The sequence below is a fragment of the Streptomyces sp. YS415 genome (assembly GCF_023544665.1).
Classification (GTDB): Bacteria; Actinomycetota; Actinomycetes; order Streptomycetales; family Streptomycetaceae; genus Streptomyces.
Genome location: NZ_JAMJFL010000004.1, coordinates 129,039 through 149,732 on the forward strand (window position 1 = coordinate 129,039; position 20,694 = coordinate 149,732).

Consider the following 20,694-nt stretch of genomic DNA (forward strand, 5'->3'; position numbering starts at 1 on the left):
CGCACAGCGGTACGACGGTTATGAGTTCAGTGGTTCAGGGGGCTGACGGCGTGACCGAAAGCCCCCGACTCGTCTGACTCAGGACTCGACATGTCCCGCACGCTACCCGGGCACCGCCTCGCACGGCATCCGGGTTTCGGCGGTACGCCTCTCAGGTCGCCGAGTTGGGCACCGGGAAGAGCATGCAGCTGCTCGTGGCGTGGGCCAGGAGGCGGTCCTTCGTGTCGAGGAGCCTAACCTCCGCGAGCGCGGTCTGCCGGCCTCGGCTGACGATCGTGCCGATGGCCCGGACGGTCCCGGTGTCCACCGTGATCCGCTTGAGGAACTTCACGGTCAGATCGAGCGAGGTGTACCCCATGCCCGGCGGCAGCGTGGACTGCACGGCGCAGCCCGCCGCCGAGTCGAGCAGGGTGGCGTAGACACCGCCGTGCACACTGCCGATCGGGTTGTAGTGCTCCTCGCCCGGTGTCATCGAGAACACCGCTCTGCCCTCGTCCACCTCGTCGAGCGTGAAGTCGAGGGTCCCGGCGATGGGCGGCGCGGGCAGTCGGCCCGCCAGCATCTCCCGCAGCAGGTCCAGCCCGGAGGCGTGACCGACGGCGGCGGCTGTGATCGAGGGGTCCTGCCACTCGTACGTACGTGTGCGTCCCATGCCCCGTGTCCTCTCCGCTGACTTCGTCAGCTGAAGCTAGCCGGGTGCTCGCCTGGCTGTCAAAGGTGAAGCCAGCGCTAGCATGTGGGCATGGAGTGGCTTGAGGTCAGTACGGAGAACTGTCCCGTCCAGTGCACACTCGACCTGGTCGGCGAGAAGTGGACGCTGCTGATCCTCCGGGACGCCGCCAACGGCGTACGCCGGTTCGACGACTTCCGGCGCCATATCGGCCTGTCCGAAGCGGTCCTGAGCGACCGGCTGCGCAAGCTGACCGCGGCCGGCATCCTGACGACCGTGCCCTACCAGGAACCCGGCAGCCGCTCCCGCAACGAGTACCGGCTGACCCGCAAGGGGTGGGACCTGTGGCCCGTGCTCGTCGCGCTGCGCCAGTGGGGCGAGACGTACGCCCCTGATCCCGAGGGCCCCGTCCTGGACCTGCGCCACGCCGACTGCGGCGCCCCTGTGCGCGTCGTCGTCGAGTGCGCGGAGGAGCACGCCGCCCTGTCACCCCGCGAGGTCTCCGCCAAGCCGGGGCCCGGGGCGCGACGCAGGGCGTAGCGCCGGCCAAGGCCTGTCGTACAAGTGGATCACGAGTCGTGGTCGGTGTGGACAACCGGCGGAGCCGCCCAGCCCCGCGACAGGGGGAGACGGCCGCATCGGAGCGCGTCGCGCTGTTCGGTCACCCATCGCTCAACCTGATCCACGGATTCCGCGACAGGCTGGTCCGTGTTGTCGATCAGGTGGGTGCACCATCGCCGGTCATCGGCCTTCCACCCGGTCCAACGGTGCCAGGCCATACGGGACCAGCTGTCGTTGATGATGACCTCGGGCCGGTGTCGGGGATCCCTGGCGTGCTCACGGTGCCAGGCGGCCCAGCGGAGGAAGGCGTCAACCGCCGGAGCGTCCCAACGGCCCGCGTCGCGCACGGTGAGCCTGCCGCACCGGAGTTCGTCGGTCACGTCGACCAGGCACACCGCGATTCCCTCCAGCAAGGGGGCGGAGGGAGTGGCCAGGACCTCTCCCAGCGGGGACTGCCCGGTCAGCAGGAGGTCGACTCCGCGATCCTGGTACTCCAGCGCACGGCGCACCCACATCTCGGTCATGCGGTTGCGCCACCGGCGATCGGCGCCTGCGGGTACGCCGCATTCATCGAAGTCGTGCACGGCAAGCCGCCCCAGCCGCTCACCTGCGGAGTAGGCGAGCGTGGTCTTGCCCGAACAGCTGGAACCGGTCAGCTTGAGCAGCATCGCACCAGGGTGGCAGGTCAGGCAGGGTGTCCTCGAAGGGTTTTCGCAGGGCACCGACCGCCGAAAAAGCCGGCCGTGCCTGGCATCCGCGAGAAGAAGCCGCTCCCGGAACCGATCCCCCGGCCGCCGTGTCCTCCTTCGCAAGTGTGGTTCCGCGCCACGGAGCCGCCCGGTGAAGGGGGAGCCATGGGGCAGTTACGCGAGGCGGCACGTTTTGGTGCGTGGACCGTCAGCGGGGTCATCGGCCTGGCGGTGCTGTGCGTGACCGGGGTGTTCGCCTTCGGCGGCGCGGGGTGGATCACGGCACCGTTCCGCGGGGAGGCGGACAAGCGCGAGAACACGGTGGCGTCCGGCGAGTTCCGCCAGACCACGTACGAGACCTTCTTCGATCTGTGCGCGGCCGTACAGAACGCCGAAGGAACGATTCAGGCGCTCCAGGAGGAGCGGAAGACCGCGACGCAGGCACGGGCGACGCAGATCGACCAGTCGGTCACCGCCCTCAAGGCCACGCGGATCGAGTCCGTCAACGACTACAACGCGAAGGCCGCGCAGGAGCACCGCGCGCCCTTCCGCGACAAGGACCTGCCGTACCGGCTGGACGTCGGAGCGGAGCGCACGACATGCGCCCACTGATCCCCACCACTCCGGGAAGAGGACAGCACGGCATGAAGAACATCGCACGCACGGTCCTGGTCGGCGTCGTCGCGCTCGTCATGGGCCTCACCCTCACCTCCTGCACCGACGACTCCAGTCAGGACAAGGAGAACAAGGCCAAGCAGGAGAACTACGACCACCTCGTGGCCCAGCAGCCGGCGGGCCGCATGGAGTACTCGCCCACCCGTGAAGCGATCAACCAGTGGATCAAGACGTGGGGCAAGCGGGGCAAGCTCTCGTATGTCTACATACAGAACGCCAAGGGCGAGTACGGGTACTTCATCATGAAGGGCCTTCCGGTGCCGCGCTGCAAGATGCTCACTCCCACCGAGCGCGTGGAGTCCTCCTCCGACGGTATCGCGGTCCTCCCGCAGCCCGGCATGGACGGCACCTACTCGTCGGGCTCCACGTGCAACGCGTACTACGGCTTCGACGCCACGACGGGTGCGTACATGGAGTTCACGATCGGCACGAACCAGTCCTTCTTCCTCTTCGACAAGCCCATGACGATGCCGGAGTACGCGAGCGCCAAGCAGTTGGGACCGACGTCGGTGAAGGACGTCGACAAGCAGCGCTGAGCCCGGGCAAGGGCTCATTACAGGCCGGGCCGGGGGGTGACGCCCCGGCGCCGGGTCCGGCGTCGGGTCATGTGACGGGAAGTCAACCCCAGGGGTGCGAGAGGTCTAGACAGCTGTGGGAGGCCGTGCTGTCATACCGCTGTCACCCGATTTCCAACGTTGAAAAGGCCCTGGCTCCGGCGCCCCCGTCCGGTCAGGGCCTCTGCGCAGAGGAAAGGTTCGATGACACCACACCGCACCCGTACCCGGACCCGAGCCAGATGGTGGGCGCTGCTCGCGGCGGCCGCCCTCACCCTGACCCCGGTGGGCCTGGTGCCCACCGCGACGGCCGCCGAGCAGCCGAGCAGCGTGTCGGCACCCCGGGCCGCTCAGGCCGCCGTCCAGACGCACGGCCTGAAGGGCGAGTACTTCAGCATGTCGGCGCCCGGCGCCCGCGACTTCGCCGAGCTGGGCGGCACCCTCCTGGACCCTCAGATCAACTTCTCCGGACTGACCAGCACCTTCGAGGAGTTGACCGGGCGGACGGAACACACCACCGCCCGGTGGACGGGAGAGTTGACCGCGCCCGCCACCGGCGACTACACCTTCCACGCCATCGGCGACAACGGCTTCCGCCTCTACATCGACGACGAGCCCGTCATCGACCACTGGGTGGGCGACTGGGACCGCGAACAGACCAGCGCTCCCGTCCGGTTGACCGCCGGGGAGCCGCACGACTTCCGCCTGGAGATGTTCCAGGACACCGGCGGAGCCAACATGTTTCTGCGCTGGTCGACACCGACCCTGCCCAGACAGCTCGTGCCGATGTCGGCGTTCACCCCGCCGGACGGCTTCGAGGTCTACCCGGTCGAACCGTCCGTCGCCGCGGACGGCAAGCGCCTGCGCCTGCGCTTCGACGGCCGCGTGGGCGGACTACAGGCGGTCGAGGACCACCTCAGGATCGAGGCGGACACCACCGCCATGCCCATCGGATCGGTCGCGCCCTACCCGGGCGACCACACCTCCCTGCTGGTCACGCTGACCGAACCGATCCAGAAGAACCAACTGGTCCGGGTCTCCTACGACGGACAGGGCGGCCTCACCGTCGGCGGCGAGAGCGTGCCGAAGCTCATCCGCTACGCCGAGAACGCCTCCGCGCACCGGCTCACCACACCGTGGGGGGACAAGCTCGACAAGCAGCATCCGCTGCCCGAGTACCCGCGCCCGCAGCAGGTGCGGTCCGCCTGGAAGAACCTCAACGGGCCCTGGCAGTTCAGCGCCGCCGAGGAGGGCGAGGAGCCGGTCTTCGGCAAACGCCTCGACGAGAAGATCATCGTGCCGTTCCCCGTGGAGTCCCAGCTGTCGGGTCTCGAGCGGCACGAGGACCACATGTTCTACCGCAGGCTCGTCGACGTCCCCCGGGACTGGAAGGTCGGCACCGGCAGCCGCGCCAACCGGCTGAAGCTCCACTTCGGCGCCGTGGACTACCGGGCCCGCGTGTACGTCAACGGCACCGAGGTCGCCGAACACACCGGCGGCTACACCGCCTTCAGCGCCGACATCACCGACGCGCTCAAGGGCACCGGCCCGCAGGAGATCGTCGTCGCGGTCACCGACACGGGCGGCGCGAACCAGCCCATGGGCAAGCAGTCCACGAACCCCGGCGGCATCTTCTACACCCAGACGTCCGGCATCTGGCAGACCGTCTGGATGGAACCCGTCGCACCCGCGTCCATCGACGACATCATCACCACCCCCGACATCGACACCGGCACCCTCGCCCTGACGGTCGACTCCGACGACGCCTCCCCCACCGCCCGTGTGGAGGCCGTGGCCCGCGACGCCCGCGGCACGGTCGTCGGCCGGGTCAGCGGACCGGCCGACGAGCGACTCACCCTGCCCGTGGCCGGACAGCACCTGTGGAGCCCGGACGACCCCTACCTCTACGACCTCGACGTCAAGCTCACCGACGGCAGGTCCACCGACCGGGTCGGCAGCTACTTCGGCATGCGCGAGGTCGGCATCGAGAAGGTCGGCGGCTTCAGCAAGCTCGTCCTCAACGGCAAGCCCGTCTTCTCCCTCGCCACCCTCGACCAGGGCTTCTGGCCGGACGGTCTGTACACCGCGCCCAGCGACGAGGCCCTCGCCTTCGACCTCAAGGCGCACAAGAGGCTCGGCTTCAACGCCGTCCGCAAGCACATCAAGGTGGAACCGGACCGCTGGTTCTACCACGCTGACCGGCTCGGCCTGCTGGTCTGGCAGGACTTCGTCTCCGGCAACATCACCGACGAGACGGGCCAGAGGGCCTTCGTCGACCAGGGCCGGGAAATGATGCGGCAGCACCATGACTCGCCGTCCGTCGTCGGCTGGATCGTCTTCAACGAGGGCTGGGGCGAGTGGAGCCGCGAGGAGACCGGCCGCATCGCCGAGTCCGTCGAGGCCGCCGACCCGTCCCGGGTCGTGAACGCCCACAGCGGGGTCAACTGCTGCAATTCCAAGGGTGATTCGGGCAAGGGCCACATCATCGACCACCACGACTACAACAACACCGACCCCGCCTTCCCCGACGAGGAGCGGGCCGCCATGGACGGCGAGCACGGCGGCTTCACCCTGCGCACCCCGGGACACATGTGGCCCGGCGCCCCGACCGTGATCTACAGCGGTGTCACCACCAAGGAGGAGCTGACCCGCAAGTACGTCGATAACACCGAGCAGTTCTATCTCGCGCAGGCCGGCGCGGAGCTCTCCGGATCGGTGTACACGCAGATCACCGACCTGGAGAACGAGCTCAACGGCCTGTACACGTACGACCGTCGTGAGATCAAGGTGGACCCGGCCCGGGTGCGGGACGTCAACCGCAAGGTGATCGCCGCGGGCGCCTCCGCGGGCTCGCAGAAGCCGCTGACCGGCGGCGGGCACTGGAGTCTGGACGAGAACACCGGCCCCACCGCCCAGGACCAGGGCCCCGCCGACCGGCCCCTCACCTTGCGCGAGGGCGCCTCCTGGACTTCCGGCGTCAGCGGCAGCGCGCTGCAGTTCGACGGCCAGAAGCAGTACGCCGCGACCGCCGGACCGGTGCTCGACACCACCGGCAGCTACTCCGTGGCGGCCTGGGTCCGGCTCGACCAACTCCCCGGCAACTACGCCACCGCGGTCAGCCAGGACTCCCGCGCCACCGCCAACTCCTTCTACCTCCAGTACGGGCGCGGCGCCTTCGCCTTCAGCACACCCGGCGAACGCCGCGCCCAGGCGCCCACCGCCCTGGAGACGGGCCGCTGGTACCACCTCGTCGGCGTCCGCGACGCCACCGGCAACGAGATCCGCCTGTACGTCGACGGCACGCTCGCGGCGACCGCCACCGGCGGCGCCGCCCTCCCGAGCACCGGCCCGCTGACCGTGGGCCGCGCGCACTGGGACGGCTCGCAGGTCGACTTCTGGAACGGCGCGGTCGACGAGGTCCACGCCTTCGACAAGGCACTGACAGCCGAGGAGGTGGGCGGCCTCTACGCCGACGAGAAGCCCTGACCGGCAGCAGCGCACAGGAAACGGTTCCGGTGGCAAGAGGCCACCTCCTGCCACCGGAACCCCCCGGCGGGGTCTCCCACTCGCCTTCGCACCCCCCTCGCTCACTCCGCCCTGGAGGAGTTCGATGCGCCGCATCATTGCCTGCCTGGCGGCCCTGTTGACGATGACCGGAGGCTTACTCGTCTCCGGCACCACCACCGCCAACGCCGCCATCACCCCCAAGACACCACCGCTGACCACCCCGTGGACCGGTCAGGTGTCCACCAGCAATCCCCTGCCGGACTATCCCCGGCCGCAGCTGACCAGACCGGACTGGCAGTCCCTCAACGGGGAGTGGCAGTTCCTCAACCCGCCCACCGACAGCTCGGGCAACGTCAACCGCAACGCCGCTCCCCCGGTCGGCCAGACCCTGCCCGAACGCATCCTGGTGCCCTATCCGGTGGAGTCGGCGCTGTCCGGCATCATGCGCAACGACAACCGCGACCTGATGTTCTACAAGCGCACCTTCACGGTCCCGCAGAGCTGGGTCGGCCAACGGGTCCAACTGCACTTCGGCGCCGTCGACTACGAGGCCACGGTGTGGGTCAACGGCACCCAGGTCACCACCCACAAGGGCGGCTACGACCGCTTCGAGGCCGACATCACCCCGCAGCTGAACGGCGGCACGAACGAACTGATCGTCCGCGTCTACGACCCCACCGACGGGCGGGGCGAGAAGCAGCCGGTGGGCAAGCAGGTGAACAACCCCGGCGGCATCTTCTACACCCCCTCCTCCGGCATCTGGCAGACGGTGTGGATGGAGCCCACCCCCGCGTCCTCGATCTACTCCGTGGACATCGTGCCGAACCTCTCGGACAACACCGCCCGCGTCCGCGTGTTCACCCGCGGGAACGTCGGCGGCCACAGCGTCCTGGCCGAGGCGATGTCGGGCTCCCAGGTGGTGGGCAGCTCGACCGGCGGCTTCACCGAGTTCTCCGTGCCCGTACCGAATGCACGCCGCTGGTCACCCGACGACCCCTTCCTGTACGACCTGCGGGTCACCCTGCGCGATGCCGCCGGCAACCCGGTCGACCGGGTCACCGGCTACTTCGGCATGCGCGAGATCGGCAAGAAGATGCTCAACGGGGTCATGCGCCCCACCCTGAACGGCGATTTCGTCTTCCAGATCGGCACCCTCGACCAGGGGTTCTGGCCGGACGGCCTGTACACCGCGCCCACCGACGCGGCCCTCGCCTTCGACGTGCAGAAGCACAAGGACCTGGGCTTCAACATGGTGCGCAAGCACATCAAGGCAGAGCCCGCGCGCTGGTACTACCACGCCGACCGGCTCGGGCTGCTGGTGTGGCAGGACATCCCCTCCACGCCCGCGTCCGACCAGAGCCGCACCCCGGCACAGATCGCGCAGTTCGAGACCGAGGCCCGCGAGATCATCGACGAGCACCGCTTCTCCCCGGCCGTGGTCACCTACGTCCCGTTCAACGAGGGCTGGGGCGAGTGGGACCTCGCCGCCACCCGGCGCGTCACCACCGACCTGGAGAACTACGACCCGACCCGGCTGATGAACCCGCACAGCGGCTTCAACTGCTGTGCCTCCAGGGGCGACCCCGGCACCGGTGACATCATCGACTGGCACGTCTACACCGGCCCGGACGCCCCACGCCCGTCGGCCACCCGGATCTCCGTGCTGGGCGAGTTCGGCGGCATCGGTCTGCGCACCCCGGGCCACGAGTACAGCCCCAACGGCCAGTTCTTCGCCTACGAGCAGGTCTCGAGCCGCGAGCAGCTGAACGACCGCTACACCGGCATGGTCCGCGACGCACAGCAGCTCATGACCACCAAGGGCCTGTCCGCCTACGTCTACACCGAGATCACCGACGTCGAAGGCGAGTACAACGGACTGTTCACCTACGACCGGCAGGTGCAGAAGGTCGACACCGGGCAGTTGCGCTCGGCCCACGGCGCACTCATCCGCGCCTCACGCAACCTCAACGCCCCGGTCCCACTCACCCTCGGGCACGTCCGCTCCTTCAAGGTGACCACGCCGGGCTTCACCGACCGCTACCTGCGGCACGCCGACTCCCTGGTCCGCACCGACGTGCTCAGCACCGCCTCCGGTGACGGCGCCCGCCAGGACGCCTCCTTCCGCACGGTCACCGGACTGGCCGACCCGCGCTGCTACTCCTTCGAGTCGGTCAACCAGCCCGGACGCTATCTGCGCCACGCCAATAGCCGGGTACGCATCGACGCGGACACCGGCGGCCCGTTCACCGCGGACGCCACTTGGTGCAGCCGGGCCGGCCTCGCCGCGGGCGGCACGTCCTTCGAGTCGCTCAACCACCCCGGCCACTACCTGAGGCACTACGCGGACAACGTGTACCTCGCCCGCAGCGGCGGCCCCAACGCCTGGGACACCTCCGCCTCCTTCGCCGCCGACGCCACCTGGAACACCGGCGACCCGGCCCTGTGGCGCAGTTCCGCACTGCTGCCCACCGACGTACGGCGGTCGCTGCGGGTGACCACCTGGGGCCACACCAACCGCTACCTGAGGCACGCCGACAGCCTCGCCCGCACCGACATCGTCGACGCGGGCAGCAGCGCGCTGCTCAAGCAGGACGCGACGTACACCGTGCGGCGCGGGCTCGCCGACTCCTCCTGCTACTCGTTCGAGTCGGTGAACTATCCGGGCCAGTTCCTGCGGCACGCTGCCAGCCGGGTGCGCAACTCGCCCGACGACGGCTCGGCGCTGTTCCGTCAGGACGCCACGTTCTGCGCCCGCCCGGGGATCGGCGGGACGGGTGTCACCTTCGAGTCGATCAACATCCCCGGTTCGTTCCTGCGGCATCACGCCTCGCAGGTGTACATCGCCTCCGGCAACGGCAGCGGTGACGTCTTCGACCGTCCGCAGACCCTGACCGCCGACAGCAGTTGGGACCTCGCGGCACCGTGGGCGCCCTGATCGACCCGTGACTCCCCGAGGGGCATCGGGCCGCTCGGGGAGCAGTTGGTCACTGCGCCGGGCCCACCGCCACGTTGTCGAAGGAGGCGGCGGCGTCGAAGACTCGGACTCCGTTCGCGCCGCTGCGGTAGGTGCCGTCGGTGACGGAGATCCTTGGCGTCGTCATGTCGTCGACGTACACGTTGATCGAGGAACCGACGGCCGTGACGCGCAGCCGGTGGGTCGAGCCGGGGGCGATCGGCATCCGGGCGCTGCCCAGCTCGGTCCAGTTGTCGTTCGCCCGGCCCAGGACCACCTTGCCGCTGGGGCTGATCCCGGCGTAGTAGCCCGAATAGCTGTCCCAGCCGACCGACGGCCGGGTCACCCGGAAGGTCAGGCCGGCGTCGCCGCCGCCCGAGGTGAGCGTGACGTCGGCGTCCTGGGTGAAGTCGGCGAAGTTCGTGTCGAGCAGTGCCTTGCTGCCCAGAGACTGGTTCACGCGGTAGCGCCCGTCACCGGCCGACCAGGTTCCGCCGTAGGTCCTCCAGCCCAGCGCGTTGCCGTCGGCGAAGTTGTCCTTCACCTGCATCTGCACCCGGCGGATGGTTCCGTCGGCGTTGAAGTACAGGCGGTCATAGGCGAGTTGGCGGTGGTTACCGTCGGTCTCGCTGAGCGGGCGGCGGTGATAGACGATGTACCAGACGTCGGTGCCGGGGACGTTGACGACGGAGTGGTGGCCGGATCCCCGGGCGACGGCGGGGTCCTGGGCGAGGACCTTGTCGAGTTTGCGGAAGGGGCCGGTGGGCGAGTCGGACATGGCGTACGACACCGAGTAGTCCGGGCCGGTCCAGCCGCCCTCGGACCACATCAGGTAGTACCTGCCGTTGCGTTTGAACATGAAGGAGCCCTCGGTGTAGTTCTCCGGGGTGATCTCCTTGTAGGTCGTCCCGTCGGCGAAGGTGCCGAGGCTCGTCATGTCCGGGTTGAGCTTGACCACGTTGGCGTGGTGCCAGCCGCCGTAGTACATGTACGCCTGGCCGTCGTCGTCGATGAAGACGTCCTGGTCGATGGGCTGGGCGCCGTTGTGGAACTGCGAGATCAGCGGTCGGCCGAGCGCGTCCTTGTAGGGGCCCTCGGGCTTGTCCGCGACGGCGACGCCGATGCCGCCGAGCTGGGAGTTGCTCTGGATGTCGTTGGCGGCGAAGTACAGGTAGTACTTGCCGTTGCGTTTCACCGGCGCCGGGGCCCACAGGGCGTACTTGGCCCAGGAGACGTTCGCCGTGGACAGCACGTTCGGGTGCTTGGTCCAGTTGACCAGGTCGGTGGAGGAGAACGCGTCGAGGTACGTCTGCTCGGAGTAGCTCTTGGAGGTGGTCGGGTAGACCCAGTAGCGCCCGTCGTAGATCTCGGTGTCGGGATCGGCGTACCAGCCGTCGACGAAGGGGTTGCCCGCCTCGGACGTGCCGTACACGGGGGCGGCGACGGCGGTGGAGGGCGAGAGCATCGCGAGGAGCCCGCCGACGAGCAGCGAGGCACAGGACTTGGCGAGGAACCCGGTCGATCGTGTGGTCATGGCTGGACCTCCGAGAGTGGGGGGACCGCATGTCGCTGCGGGCTGCGCATGGCCGGGACCGGACGCGGCGGCCGGGGGGAGGCACGGCTGCCGCGTCCGGGGCTCGTCACATCAGGTGCCGTCTGCGACCCAGCCACGAGGTTCTTACATCGTTGGAAGGATGCTGTAAACCCCCTGTGCACACGCCTTCGCCCACGGCGCCCGGGCAAGAGGCCGGCGGCGACGGGCCCCGGCTCACCCCTGCGAGCGCCCCAGCGTGCTTTCCCGCCGCACCAGGCGGTAGTCCGCCCACACCCGGCGCGGCTCGGGCGGCGGCCCGTCGCCGAGCCGGGCCAGCACCGACTCCACCGCCAGCCGGCCGATGGCCTCCTTGTCCGGTGACACCGAGGTGAGCGTCACCGCGCCGAACCGCCCCTCGACCACGTCGTCGAAGCCGACGAGCGCGATGTCCTCGGGCACCCGCAGCCCGCGTTCGTGCAGGACCCGCATCGCGCCGATGGCCATCGGGTCGTTGTAGGCGAAGACCGCGTCCGGGCACCGGCCGGAGTCCAGGATGCGCGCCATGGCCGCCGCCCCGTCCGCGTGGCCCCAGCCGTCGGTGGCCGCCACCAGCGCGTCGTCGGCGGGCAGTCCGGCGGCGGAGAGTTCCTCCCGCCAGCCCCGCACGCGCAGTTGGGCCGGTTCGCTGCGACCGCGCCGCGCACCGATGAACGCCACCTCCCGCCGCCCCAGGTCCAGGAGGTGGCGCACCGCGGCGCGGGCGGCCGCCACGTTGTCGATGGCGATGTGGTCGTAGGGCAGGTCGTAGTCCCGTTCGCCGAGCAGCACCAGCGGGACGGGCTCGGACTGGTCGCGCAGGTCCTCGGCCTCCAGCTCGATGGGGCTGAGGATGAGACCGTCGATGACCCTTGCCCGGAAGCCCTGGCTGACCAGGACTTCCTGCTCGCGCCGGCCGCCGGTGTGGTCGAGCAGGACGATGTAGTCGTGGGCCGCGGCGGCGTCGATGACGGCGGCGGCGAGTTCGGCGAAGTAGGGGTTGCCGAGTTCGGGCAGGGCGAGCGCGATGATGCCCGTGCGTCCTTTGCGCAGATGCCGGGCGGTGAGGTTGGGCCGGTAGCCGAGCGCGTCGATGGACCGCTGGACGCGTTCGCGCATGGCCGGTGTGACGTGCTGGTAGTTGTTCACCACGTTGGAGACGGTCTTGATCGAGACCCCCGCGTGCGCGGCAACGTCCTTGAGGCTGACCCGCACGGCAATCCCTTCGCAGCGTCCCGGCCGGTGTGGCCGGTGCGGGTACGGGGTCGTCACCGTGGGCCGTGGGCCGAGTTCCCGTACGTACTTTTACAGACTTTTACAACGTTATACAGGCGTGTTCTCCAGGGTGACAAGGTAAAGGATCGGCGGCCGCCCGGGAACGGGCCGACGCCTATGGCATGCCCGGCAGCCGGACGGTGACGAGCAGGCCACCGGTGGGGCGGGCAGCGAGGTGGAGGGTGCCGTCGTGGGCGCGGACGATGCTCTGCACGATGGCGAGGCCGAGCCCGACCCCGGCGTGCTCGTCGGTGCGTGCGCGTTCCGTTCCGCGCTGGAAGGGCTCGGTGAGGGTCGGCACCAGTTCCGGGGGAATCGGATGGCCCGTGTTCTCGACCCGCAGCACGCTCGCGCCGTCCCGTGCCTCGGTGTGGACCGTCACCGTGCCGCCGGCGGGGAGGTTGTGGACGACGGCGTTCTGGACGAGGTTCGTCGCCATCCGCAGCAGGAGTTCCGCGGAGCCGCTGGTGGGGGCCGCCGCGCCGGTGACGTCGAGTGTAATGCCGCGCTGCTCGGCGAGGGGAAGCAGGGTCTCGGCGGCCTCTTCGGCGACCAGGGAGAGGTCGACGCTCGCCCGGACGATGTTCCCGCGGTCGCTGCGGCTGAGCAGCAGAAGGGCCTCGGTGAGGTCGATCGCGCGCGTGTTGACGGCCTGGAGGCGTTCGATGACCTCACCGCGGTCCCGGGTGGGGTCCCTGCGGGCCACGTCGAGGAGTGTCTGCGAGATGGCCAGCGGGGTGCGCAGCTCGTGGGAGGCGTTCGCGGCGAACCTCCGCTGCTCGGCGACGTGCGACTCGAGCCGGTCGAGCATGGTGTCGAAGGCGTCGGCGAGTTCACGGAATTCGTCCTGCCGGCCCGCCAGGCGGATCCGGTGGGACAGTGAGCCGTTTCCGGCCAGCCGGGTCGCGGCCGTGATGTGGGTCAGCGGGGCGAGCATCCGCCCGGCGAGGATCCACCCACCGACGAGGCCGAACACGAGCAAGAAGGCCATCGCCCAGGCGGCGGCGGGGGCGAAGGTGCGCACCAGGAGATAGCGGTTGGGCGAGACTCCGAGCAGCCCCTGGGAGTTGTCGGGGACGTAACGCAGCAGGAACCACCACACCACGGCCAGCAGCAGCGCACCGGCGACGGCGAGGAACCCCGCATAGCTGAGGGTGAGTTTCAGCCGGACGCTGAGCCCTGGGCTTCTAGGCATCCGTACGGCCGGGGCGGTCGGTGTCGATGCGGTAGCCGACCCCCGGCACCGTGGCGATGACCCACGGCTCGCCGAGCCGTTTGCGCAGCGCGGAGACGGTGATGCGGACGGCGTTGGTGAGGGGATCGGCGTTCTCGTCCCAGGCCCGCTCCAGGAGCTCCTCGGAGCTGACGACTCCCCCTTCGGCGGCGACGAGGACTTCCAGTACCGCGAATTGCTTGCGGGTGAGCGCGACATAGCGTCCGTCACGGAAGACCTCCCGGCGGAAGGGGTCCAGCCGCAGGCCCGCGATCTCACGGACCGGGGGCCGGGCGTAGGCGCGCCTGCGGTCGAGCGCCCTCAGCCGCAGGACGAGTTCCCTGAGCTCGAACGGCTTGGTGAGGTAGTCGTCGGCACCGAGCTCGAACCCGGACGCCTTGTCGTCGATGCGGTAGGCGGCGGTGAGCATGAGGATCGGGATGCCGCTGCCGGAGGCGACGATGCGCCGGGCGACCTCGTCGCCGGAGGGGCCGGGGATGTCGCGGTCGAGGACCGCGAGGTCGTAGGAGTTGACGCTGAGCAGTTCCAGGGCGGAGTCACCGTCACCGGCGATGTCGGCGGCGATGGCCTCCAGCCGCAGACCGTCACGGACGGCCTCGGCGAGGTACGGCTCGTCCTCCACGATCAGTACGCGCATGTCAGCAGCCTAAGCAGCGCGGCATATCGACGGCGTATGCGCGGCCCCGGCCCCGCCGCGGAGGGTGGCCGGCCTCGTCCGGGAGACCGTCGTACGCCACGCTCCGGCTGGTGGCACGGCACGCGGCTCACCGTGCCGCCGCCGGCTCGAGGCGCGGCTGGTCCGGCGCCGTCTCGCCCGTGGTGCGCCACCAGCGGCGCGACACCAGCCCGGCCAGCGCGGCGCCGGCCGCGTTGACGAGGACGTCGTCCACGGAGGACACCCGGTCGAGGCGCAGGAGGTACTGTGCGCTCTCCACCAGGACCGAGCAGCCCGCCCCCAGGGCCAGGATCCGCGGCACGGACGCCAGCGCCGCGAACCGCATCGGGGCGAAGAATCCGAGCGCCGCGAAGACCAGGAGATTGCCGGCGATCCCGAGCGGCCCCATCGTGACCAGGTCCCGCAGGGGCACCAGGCTCACCCGGGCGGGCGCGGTCCCGGGCTCGCCGCCCGGCATCATGGTCAGCCACACGAACGGCACGGTCCCGTGCACCATGCCCACCTCGGCCAGCGACCTCCGCCACGCCGGCACGACACCGGCGGCACGCCGACGACGCGCCAGGACCCACGCCACCAGCACGGCCAGGGGCACGGTGACCAGCGTCATGAGCACCACACCGTTGAACGTGTCGTAGCAGCCGTGCCACCGCCTGGCCATGCAGGTCGGGGCGGCCATCATGAGCGGCCGCCGCAGGAGGAACAGGACGCTCGCCGCGCCGAGCACGGCCAGGCAGGCGAGCACGATCCCGCGCGTGCGTCGGGCGGGAGTGGTCACGGATGCGGTGGAGTCCATGCCCCCATTGGAGAGGGCGGGCGGTTGCGGTGGCGTATGTGCTTTTCGATACGCCCGCGATACGCAGCTCCCCCGGCGCCGTCAGCCCTGCGTACCCGGCTTCCAGTCCTCGGCGAGCAGACCGAGCAGCACCCCGTCGAGGAACTCACCCATCACCCAGGCCGAGGAGCGCAGCACGCCCTCGCGGACGAAGCCGTTGCGTTCGGCGGCGCGCAGCATCGGGGTGTTGTCCGACAGCGTCTCGATCTGCAGCCGGTGCAGGCCGCGCACGACGAAGCCGTAGTGGCACAGCACCGCGACCACATCGGTGCCGTAACCCCTGCCGCGGCAGGAGGGCAGCAGCCCCAGCCCTATGTGCGCCGACCGGTTGTGGGTGTCGATGCCCCAGAGCGCCGCGATGCCGGCCAGGGTGCCGCCCTCCAGCTCCACCACGGAGAAGGGGACGCGCCCCTGTTCCTTGTCGTCCACCACGAGCCGCGGGTCCTTCGAGCCGGGCGAGACCGGCCGCCACGGCTTGGGGTCGGCCCGCGCGGAGTTGGCCACGTCGTCGAAGAGCTCGGTCCGCAGGACCGGGATGTCGTCCTCGTGCCGGGCCCTGAGCCCGACTTGTCCACCCGTCAGCATGTGGGCTTCCTATCCGACCCACTCATCCCGCGGCAACCGATTAGCGACCCCGCTCCGTCCGGATGCCGACCCCGGCTGGGCGGCATCCGGACGGCCCAACCGGGTTGCTGCGAAAGGGCCGTTGACTCTCTTTACGGCGCCTTCATGCGGCGGTAACTTCCAGCCTCGAAATCGCTTGCAGCAACTTTCCGGCAGTCCTTGCGACGGCGCCTTCGGCACCCCACACCTTGCCCTGCCCGCCCTGGCGCGGTCCGCCTTCGAGGGAGTCCCATGGAACGAAGTCCCGCCCGGCGGCTGAGACTGCCGCTGACGGCGTTGTTGATATCGGGCACACTGCTCAGCCTGGTGCAGGCCGTGCCCCGGACCGGCACTCCGTCCGCGGAACCGGTCGCGGAAGCTGTCCCGGCAGCGGCCGGCACGGCGACGGTCTTCTACTACACGAAGACCAGGAACTGGTCCCAGTACCGCCTGCACTACGCCCCGGACGGCGGCGCCTGGACGACGGTCCCGGGCGTGGCCATGGAGGCGGCCTGCACGGACTGGGTCAAGAAGACGGTGGACCTGGGCTCCGCGGCCGGTCTGCAGGCCACCTTCACCAACGGCAGCGGCACCTGGGACAACAACGGTGGCGCCAACTACGCGCTGGGCACCGGGAACATCACCGTCAAGGACGGGGTCGTCGCCCATTCCGACCCCTGCGGCGGCACGGAGCCCCCGTCCGACCACACCGCCACCGTCTACTACTCGACCGAGGCCCTGGGCTGGTCCACGGCGAACATCCACTACCAGCCCGCGGGCGGAACCTGGACCACCGTCCCCGGCATCGGCATGCGGGCCGCCTGCACCGGGTGGTGGAAGCAGACTCTCGCCCTGGGCTCCGCCACGTCCTTGAAGGCCGCCTTCAACAACGGCAACGGCACCTGGGACAACAACAACGGCGCCGACTACACCATCCCGGCCGGCACCAGCACGGTGAAGAACCGCGCCGTCGTCAAGGACGCCGCCGACCCGTGCGCCACGCAGCCGCCCGACACCGAGGCACCCACCGCGCCCACCGGCGTGAGCGCGAGCGCGGACGGCGTCTCCGTCGTCCTGACCTGGGAGCCCTCGACCGACAACAAGGGCGTTGCCAAGTACCAGGTCACCCGGACGGGCGGAGGCACCGGCACGACCGTCACGGACGTGACCTCCACCGTCCTCACCGACACAGGGCTGGAGGAGAGGACCGGCTACACCTACACCGTCAAAGCCGTGGACGCGGCCGGCAACGTCTCCGCCGCCTCCGCCTCCGCACGGGTCACCACCGGCGAGAAGCCCGCGGGACCGGCGCCCGGCACGCCGCTCGGCACCGACCCGCGCAAGGACCCCATCTACTTCGTCCTCACGGCCCGCTTCAACGACGGCGACAGCGCCAACAACCGCGGCGGCAGCCAGCACGTGAAGTCGGGCAACGCCGCCAACCAGGACCCCATGTTCCGCGGCGACTTCAAGGGCCTGGTCCAGAAACTGGACTACATCAAGGCGCTCGGCTTCTCCGCGGTCTGGATCACCCCGGTCGTACTCAATCGCTCCGACTACGACTACCACGGCTACCACGGCTACGACTTCTACAAGGTCGACCGCCGACTGGAATCCGCCGGAGCCTCCTATCAGGACCTGATCAACGCGGCCCATGCCAAGGGCATGAAGATCTACCAGGACGTCGTCTACAACCACTCCTCCCGCTGGGGAGCCAAGGGACTCTTCACGCCGACCGTCTACGGCGTGCGTGACACGCAGTGGAGCTGGTACTACGACGAGCGCAACGACGGCTTCGAGTACGACGGCCTGACCGTCGAGACCAAGAGCGGCAAGTCCTTCTACAACGGCGACCTGTGGTCGACCGCTGAGCCGTCCGGCAACACCTGCGTCAACTGGGGCAGGCCGACCGGCGGCAAGAGCCCCGAGGGCTACACCCTCTACAACTGCCAGTGGCCCAGCCCCACGTCCGGCATGTTCCCCCAGGCGCTCTACCACCAGTGCTGGATCGGCAACTGGGAGGGAGAGGACTCCCGTTCGTGCTGGCTGCACGAGGACCTCGCCGACTTCAACACCGAGAACGCGGCCGTGCAGAACTACCTGATCGGCGCCTACGACAAGTACATCGACATGGGCGTCGACGGCTTCCGCGTCGACACCGCCGTCCACATCCCTCGCACCACCTGGAACCGCCGCTTCCTGCCCGCCATCCAGGAGCGCGTCACCCAGCGATTCGGAGCCGAGGCCGCCCGGAACTTCTTCGTCTTCGGCGAGGTCGCCGCCTTCGTCAACGACAAGTGGAACCGGGGCTCGGTCAACCACTCCGCGCAGTTCTACACCTGGAAGGAACGCAAGGAGTACGCCGCCGACGACGCCAAGGCCGCGCTGGAAATGTACGACCACGAACAGCAGTTGGGCACCGGCAGCCAGCCCACCTCCACCAACGCCTTCCTCCAGGGCAACAGCTACCACACCCCGGACCACTCGAAGTTCTCCGGCATGCATGTCATCGACATGCGGATGCACATGAACTTCGGCGACGCGCACAACGCCTTCTCCAACGGCAAGGACTCCGACGACAGTTACAACGACGCCACGTACAACGTCGTCTACGTCGACAGCCATGACTACGGCCCCAACAAGTCCAGCGAGCGCTACACCGGCGGCACGGACGCCTGGGCCGAGAACATGTCCCTGATGTGGACCTTCCGCGGCATCCCCACCCTGTATTACGGGTCCGAGGTCGAGTTCCAGGCCGGCAAGAAGATCGACTGCGGCCCCAGTTGCCCCCTCGCCACCACCGGCCGCGCCTACTTCGGCGACCACATCGCGGGCGAGATCAAGGCCGGCGACTTCTCGAAGGTGGAGTCCGCCACCGGCGCCGTCGCCGCGACCCTGGACAAACCCCTGGTCAAGCATGTGCAGCGGCTCAACCAGATCCGCCGGGCGATCCCCGCCCTCCAGACGGGCCAGTACTCCACCGAGGGCATCTCGGGCGGCATGGCCTTCAAGCGCCGCTGGACCAGCGGCGCCACGGACAGCTTCGTCCTGGTCACCGTCACCGGCGGAGCCACCTTCACCGGCATCCCCAACGGCCGCTACGTGGATGCCGTCACCGGCGACGTCCGCCAGGTCACCGCCGGCACCCTCACCGTCGCCGCGCCCGGCAAGGGCAACCTGCGCGCCTACGTCCTCAACGGACCCGGGCAGATCGGCACCGCCGGCCCTTACCTGAAGTAAAGGATCCGTACCTGAAGTAAAGGAGTCGACAAGCACCGTGGGTGCCGGGTGGACCCCCTCCACCCGGCACCCGTCCTCACGCGACGGCGGTCCCCTCCAACTCGACCATCTGGCCCGGGATCGCCAGCCGTGTCACCCCGAGCATCGTGGTGGCCGGTGCCACCCCGGCGGCGCCCAACCGCGCCGCCAGTACGCCGTAGTGCGGGAACAGCAGGTCGACGTCGGTGGTGTAGACGTTGAGCCGGACCAGGTTCGCGAGGGACATGCCGGCCTCGCCGAGCACGGCCTCCAGGTTGTCGACGCTCAGCGTCAACTGCCCGGCCATGTCACCCTCGTGCCGGGGCCTGCCGTCCCCGCTCATCGCGGTCTGCCCGGAGCAGTACAGGGTCCGGGTGTGTCCGGTGACGAGCTCACCCTGGTTGAAGCCCATCTCCACCGACCACGTCACCGGGTTGACCGCGGTTCGTTCCACTGCCACATCAGCTCCATTCGACTCAGGGGCACTACGCCGTACGTCCACCGGCGCGGTGGCCGCCACCGGTGAAGCGCCGTGCTCAGGAGCCTGCCAACAAAACATGACACCCTTGGTCAGGTAATCGGTAGGGTCCTCGCATGCGCGCCGATCGGCTGGTCTCGCTGGTCCTGCTGCTGCGTCAGCGCGGCCGGATGACCTCGGACACCCTCGCCCGCGAGCTGGAGGTGTCCACCCGCACCGTGCTGCGCGACATCGAGGCCCTGTCCGCGGCCGGCGTCCCGGTCTACGCCGAACGCGGCCGGCACGGCGGCTTTGCGCTGCTGCCCGGTTTCCGGACCGAGCTCACCGGACTCAACCACGACGAGGCCCTGGCCCTGCTGACCGCCGGATCAGGGCGCGCCGAGCAGCTCTTCGGCCTCGGCTCGGCGCTCGCCTCCGCCATGCGCAAGGTGGTGGACGCGCTGCCCGAGGACCATCGGGCCACCGCGAACGACGCGGCCCAGCGCTTCCTCGTCGAACCGGAGACCGATCTGCTCTCCCGCCGACCCGTCGCCGACGAGGTCCCTGACACCACGATGATCGAGGTCCGGCGAGCGGTACTCGCCGGACACAAACTGCGCATCCACTACGCGGCCACGGATCAGACCCCCCAGTGGCGCACGGTCGACCCGATCGGCCTGGTCACCGTGCGCGACCGGCGCTACCTGCTCGCCACGCGATCCGGCGCGGACCGCACCTACCGGCTCTCCCGCGTGCTCGCCGCCGAGGAACTCCCCGAACCGGCACAGCGACCCGACCGCGTCGACCTGGACCGGGCCTGGCGTGAACGCTGCGCGCAGTTCCTCTCCAGCGACCACCTCGCCGTACAGGTACGGGTGAAACCGGAGCGGCGGGAGGACCTGCTGAGCAAGGCGGTGGCCGTCCGCGCCACGGAACCCGACCCGGACGGCTGGCTCCGGCTGGAGGTCACCTTCCAGGACCTCCGCCACGCCGAATGGGCCCTGTGGCAACTCGGCACGGACGCGGAAGCCTTGACCCCCGAGCCGCTGCGTACCTCCCTGCGCGAGCGTGCAGCGGCGCTGGCCGCCCGCTATGGGGGCAGCACGAGTTGACGCAGGCACACCCGCTGCACTCGAGAAAATGGCTGGTAGAAGCGATGGGCAACGGCATTAGAGTCCGC

The 20,694-nt window shown here is 69.6% G+C and carries 15 protein-coding genes and 2 pseudogenes; 8 read left to right on the plus strand and 9 right to left on the minus strand.

The genetic code is table 11. The features are described 5' to 3' along the window. Positions 1–151 precede the first annotated feature (151 nt). A complete protein-coding gene (locus M8H82_RS06895) occupies positions 152–652 on the minus strand; it encodes a PaaI family thioesterase (protein WP_250071569.1) in 501 nt (166 codons plus the stop codon). A 90-nt stretch (positions 653–742) separates the two neighbouring features. Between M8H82_RS06895 and M8H82_RS06900 the strand changes: the two genes are divergently transcribed. Next, positions 743–1,210 (plus strand): helix-turn-helix domain-containing protein, encoded by a 468-nt coding sequence (locus M8H82_RS06900; protein ID WP_250071570.1) that lies wholly within the window; start codon positions 743–745, stop codon positions 1,208–1,210. 29 nt (positions 1,211–1,239) lie between these two features. Here M8H82_RS06900 and M8H82_RS06905 read toward each other — a convergent pair whose 3' ends face one another. Beyond that, complete coding sequence (locus M8H82_RS06905; protein WP_250071571.1) at positions 1,240–1,899, minus strand: hypothetical protein; 660 nt, start codon at positions 1,897–1,899, stop codon at positions 1,240–1,242. Positions 1,900–2,085: 186 nt separating this feature from the next. On the opposite strand from M8H82_RS06905, the gene M8H82_RS06910 reads away from it, so the two are divergent. The 5 genes and pseudogenes from M8H82_RS06910 to M8H82_RS36735 all read left to right on the plus strand — a co-directional run. Continuing rightward, positions 2,086–2,532 carry a hypothetical protein gene (locus M8H82_RS06910; RefSeq protein ID WP_250071572.1) on the plus strand — a complete coding sequence of 149 codons (447 nt, stop codon included), beginning with the start codon at positions 2,086–2,088 and terminating at the stop codon, positions 2,530–2,532. 32 nt (positions 2,533–2,564) lie between these two features. Further along, positions 2,565–3,131, plus strand: coding sequence for a hypothetical protein (locus M8H82_RS06915; RefSeq protein ID WP_250071573.1), 567 nt, complete (start codon positions 2,565–2,567; stop codon positions 3,129–3,131). A gap of 222 nt (positions 3,132–3,353) precedes the next feature. Then, the gene (locus M8H82_RS06920) at positions 3,354–6,635 is read left to right on the plus strand and encodes a LamG-like jellyroll fold domain-containing protein (protein ID WP_250071574.1); all 3,282 of its coding nucleotides are present in this window, start codon (positions 3,354–3,356) and stop codon (positions 6,633–6,635) included. 163 nt (positions 6,636–6,798) lie between these two features. Then, a pseudogene (locus M8H82_RS06925) lies at positions 6,799–9,093 on the plus strand (AbfB domain-containing protein); the annotation flags it as partial. 60 nt (positions 9,094–9,153) lie between these two features. After that, positions 9,154–9,591, plus strand: a pseudogene (locus M8H82_RS36735) (AbfB domain-containing protein); the annotation flags it as partial. Between the two features lie 49 nt (positions 9,592–9,640). Here M8H82_RS36735 and M8H82_RS06930 read toward each other — a convergent pair. From M8H82_RS06930 to M8H82_RS06955, 6 genes are all read right to left on the minus strand, one after another. After that, complete coding sequence (locus tag M8H82_RS06930) at positions 9,641–11,143, minus strand: glycoside hydrolase family 43 protein (RefSeq protein WP_250071576.1); 1,503 nt, start codon at positions 11,141–11,143, stop codon at positions 9,641–9,643. A 234-nt stretch (positions 11,144–11,377) separates the two neighbouring features. Beyond that, positions 11,378–12,394: a LacI family DNA-binding transcriptional regulator gene (locus M8H82_RS06935; protein WP_250071577.1), complete on the minus strand. Its 1,017-nt coding sequence runs from the start codon at positions 12,392–12,394 to the stop codon at positions 11,378–11,380. Between the two features lie 175 nt (positions 12,395–12,569). Further along, positions 12,570–13,649, minus strand: coding sequence for a HAMP domain-containing sensor histidine kinase (locus M8H82_RS06940; RefSeq protein WP_250071578.1), 1,080 nt, complete (start codon positions 13,647–13,649; stop codon positions 12,570–12,572). After that, positions 13,642–14,325 (minus strand): response regulator transcription factor, encoded by a 684-nt coding sequence (locus M8H82_RS06945; protein WP_250071579.1) that lies wholly within the window; start codon positions 14,323–14,325, stop codon positions 13,642–13,644. Before M8H82_RS06945 ends, M8H82_RS06940 begins: the two co-directional genes overlap by 8 nt. A gap of 127 nt (positions 14,326–14,452) precedes the next feature. Continuing rightward, a complete protein-coding gene (locus tag M8H82_RS06950) occupies positions 14,453–15,157 on the minus strand; it encodes a VanZ family protein (RefSeq protein WP_250071580.1) in 705 nt (234 codons plus the stop codon). Between the two features lie 81 nt (positions 15,158–15,238). After that, complete coding sequence (locus M8H82_RS06955) at positions 15,239–15,781, minus strand: GNAT family N-acetyltransferase (RefSeq protein WP_250071581.1); 543 nt, start codon at positions 15,779–15,781, stop codon at positions 15,239–15,241. Between the two features lie 270 nt (positions 15,782–16,051). Between M8H82_RS06955 and M8H82_RS06960 the strand changes: the two genes are divergently transcribed. Then, positions 16,052–19,039, plus strand: coding sequence for a carbohydrate binding domain-containing protein (locus M8H82_RS06960; RefSeq protein WP_250071582.1), 2,988 nt, complete (start codon positions 16,052–16,054; stop codon positions 19,037–19,039). A gap of 76 nt (positions 19,040–19,115) precedes the next feature. Here M8H82_RS06960 and M8H82_RS06965 read toward each other — a convergent pair whose 3' ends face one another. After that, a complete protein-coding gene (locus M8H82_RS06965) occupies positions 19,116–19,511 on the minus strand; it encodes a RidA family protein (RefSeq protein ID WP_250071758.1) in 396 nt (131 codons plus the stop codon). Between the two features lie 140 nt (positions 19,512–19,651). On the opposite strand from M8H82_RS06965, the gene M8H82_RS06970 reads away from it, so the two are divergent. Further along, the gene (locus tag M8H82_RS06970) at positions 19,652–20,626 is read left to right on the plus strand and encodes a YafY family protein (protein ID WP_250071583.1); all 975 of its coding nucleotides are present in this window, start codon (positions 19,652–19,654) and stop codon (positions 20,624–20,626) included. The last annotated feature ends 68 nt before the right edge of the window (positions 20,627–20,694 follow it).

What these genes read in the sequence shown, in the direction of transcription:
- M8H82_RS06940 (WP_250071578.1), bottom strand. Translation starts at nt 13,649, where the DNA reads ATGCCTAGAAGCCCAGGGCTCAGCGTCCGGCTGAAACTCACCCTCAGC.
- M8H82_RS06960 (WP_250071582.1), top strand. Translation starts at nt 16,052, where the DNA reads ATGGAACGAAGTCCCGCCCGGCGGCTGAGACTGCCGCTGACGGCGTTG.
- M8H82_RS06955 (WP_250071581.1), bottom strand. Translation starts at nt 15,781, where the DNA reads ATGCTGACGGGTGGACAAGTCGGGCTCAGGGCCCGGCACGAGGACGAC.
- M8H82_RS06895 (WP_250071569.1), bottom strand. Translation starts at nt 652, where the DNA reads ATGGGACGCACACGTACGTACGAGTGGCAGGACCCCTCGATCACAGCC.
- M8H82_RS06905 (WP_250071571.1), bottom strand. Translation starts at nt 1,899, where the DNA reads ATGCTGCTCAAGCTGACCGGTTCCAGCTGTTCGGGCAAGACCACGCTC.
- M8H82_RS06930 (WP_250071576.1), bottom strand. Translation starts at nt 11,143, where the DNA reads ATGACCACACGATCGACCGGGTTCCTCGCCAAGTCCTGTGCCTCGCTG.
- M8H82_RS06900 (WP_250071570.1), top strand. Translation starts at nt 743, where the DNA reads ATGGAGTGGCTTGAGGTCAGTACGGAGAACTGTCCCGTCCAGTGCACA.
- M8H82_RS06920 (WP_250071574.1), top strand. Translation starts at nt 3,354, where the DNA reads ATGACACCACACCGCACCCGTACCCGGACCCGAGCCAGATGGTGGGCG.
- M8H82_RS06910 (WP_250071572.1), top strand. Translation starts at nt 2,086, where the DNA reads ATGGGGCAGTTACGCGAGGCGGCACGTTTTGGTGCGTGGACCGTCAGC.
- M8H82_RS06950 (WP_250071580.1), bottom strand. Translation starts at nt 15,157, where the DNA reads ATGGACTCCACCGCATCCGTGACCACTCCCGCCCGACGCACGCGCGGG.
- M8H82_RS06945 (WP_250071579.1), bottom strand. Translation starts at nt 14,325, where the DNA reads ATGCGCGTACTGATCGTGGAGGACGAGCCGTACCTCGCCGAGGCCGTC.
- M8H82_RS06970 (WP_250071583.1), top strand. Translation starts at nt 19,652, where the DNA reads ATGCGCGCCGATCGGCTGGTCTCGCTGGTCCTGCTGCTGCGTCAGCGC.
- M8H82_RS06915 (WP_250071573.1), top strand. Translation starts at nt 2,565, where the DNA reads ATGAAGAACATCGCACGCACGGTCCTGGTCGGCGTCGTCGCGCTCGTC.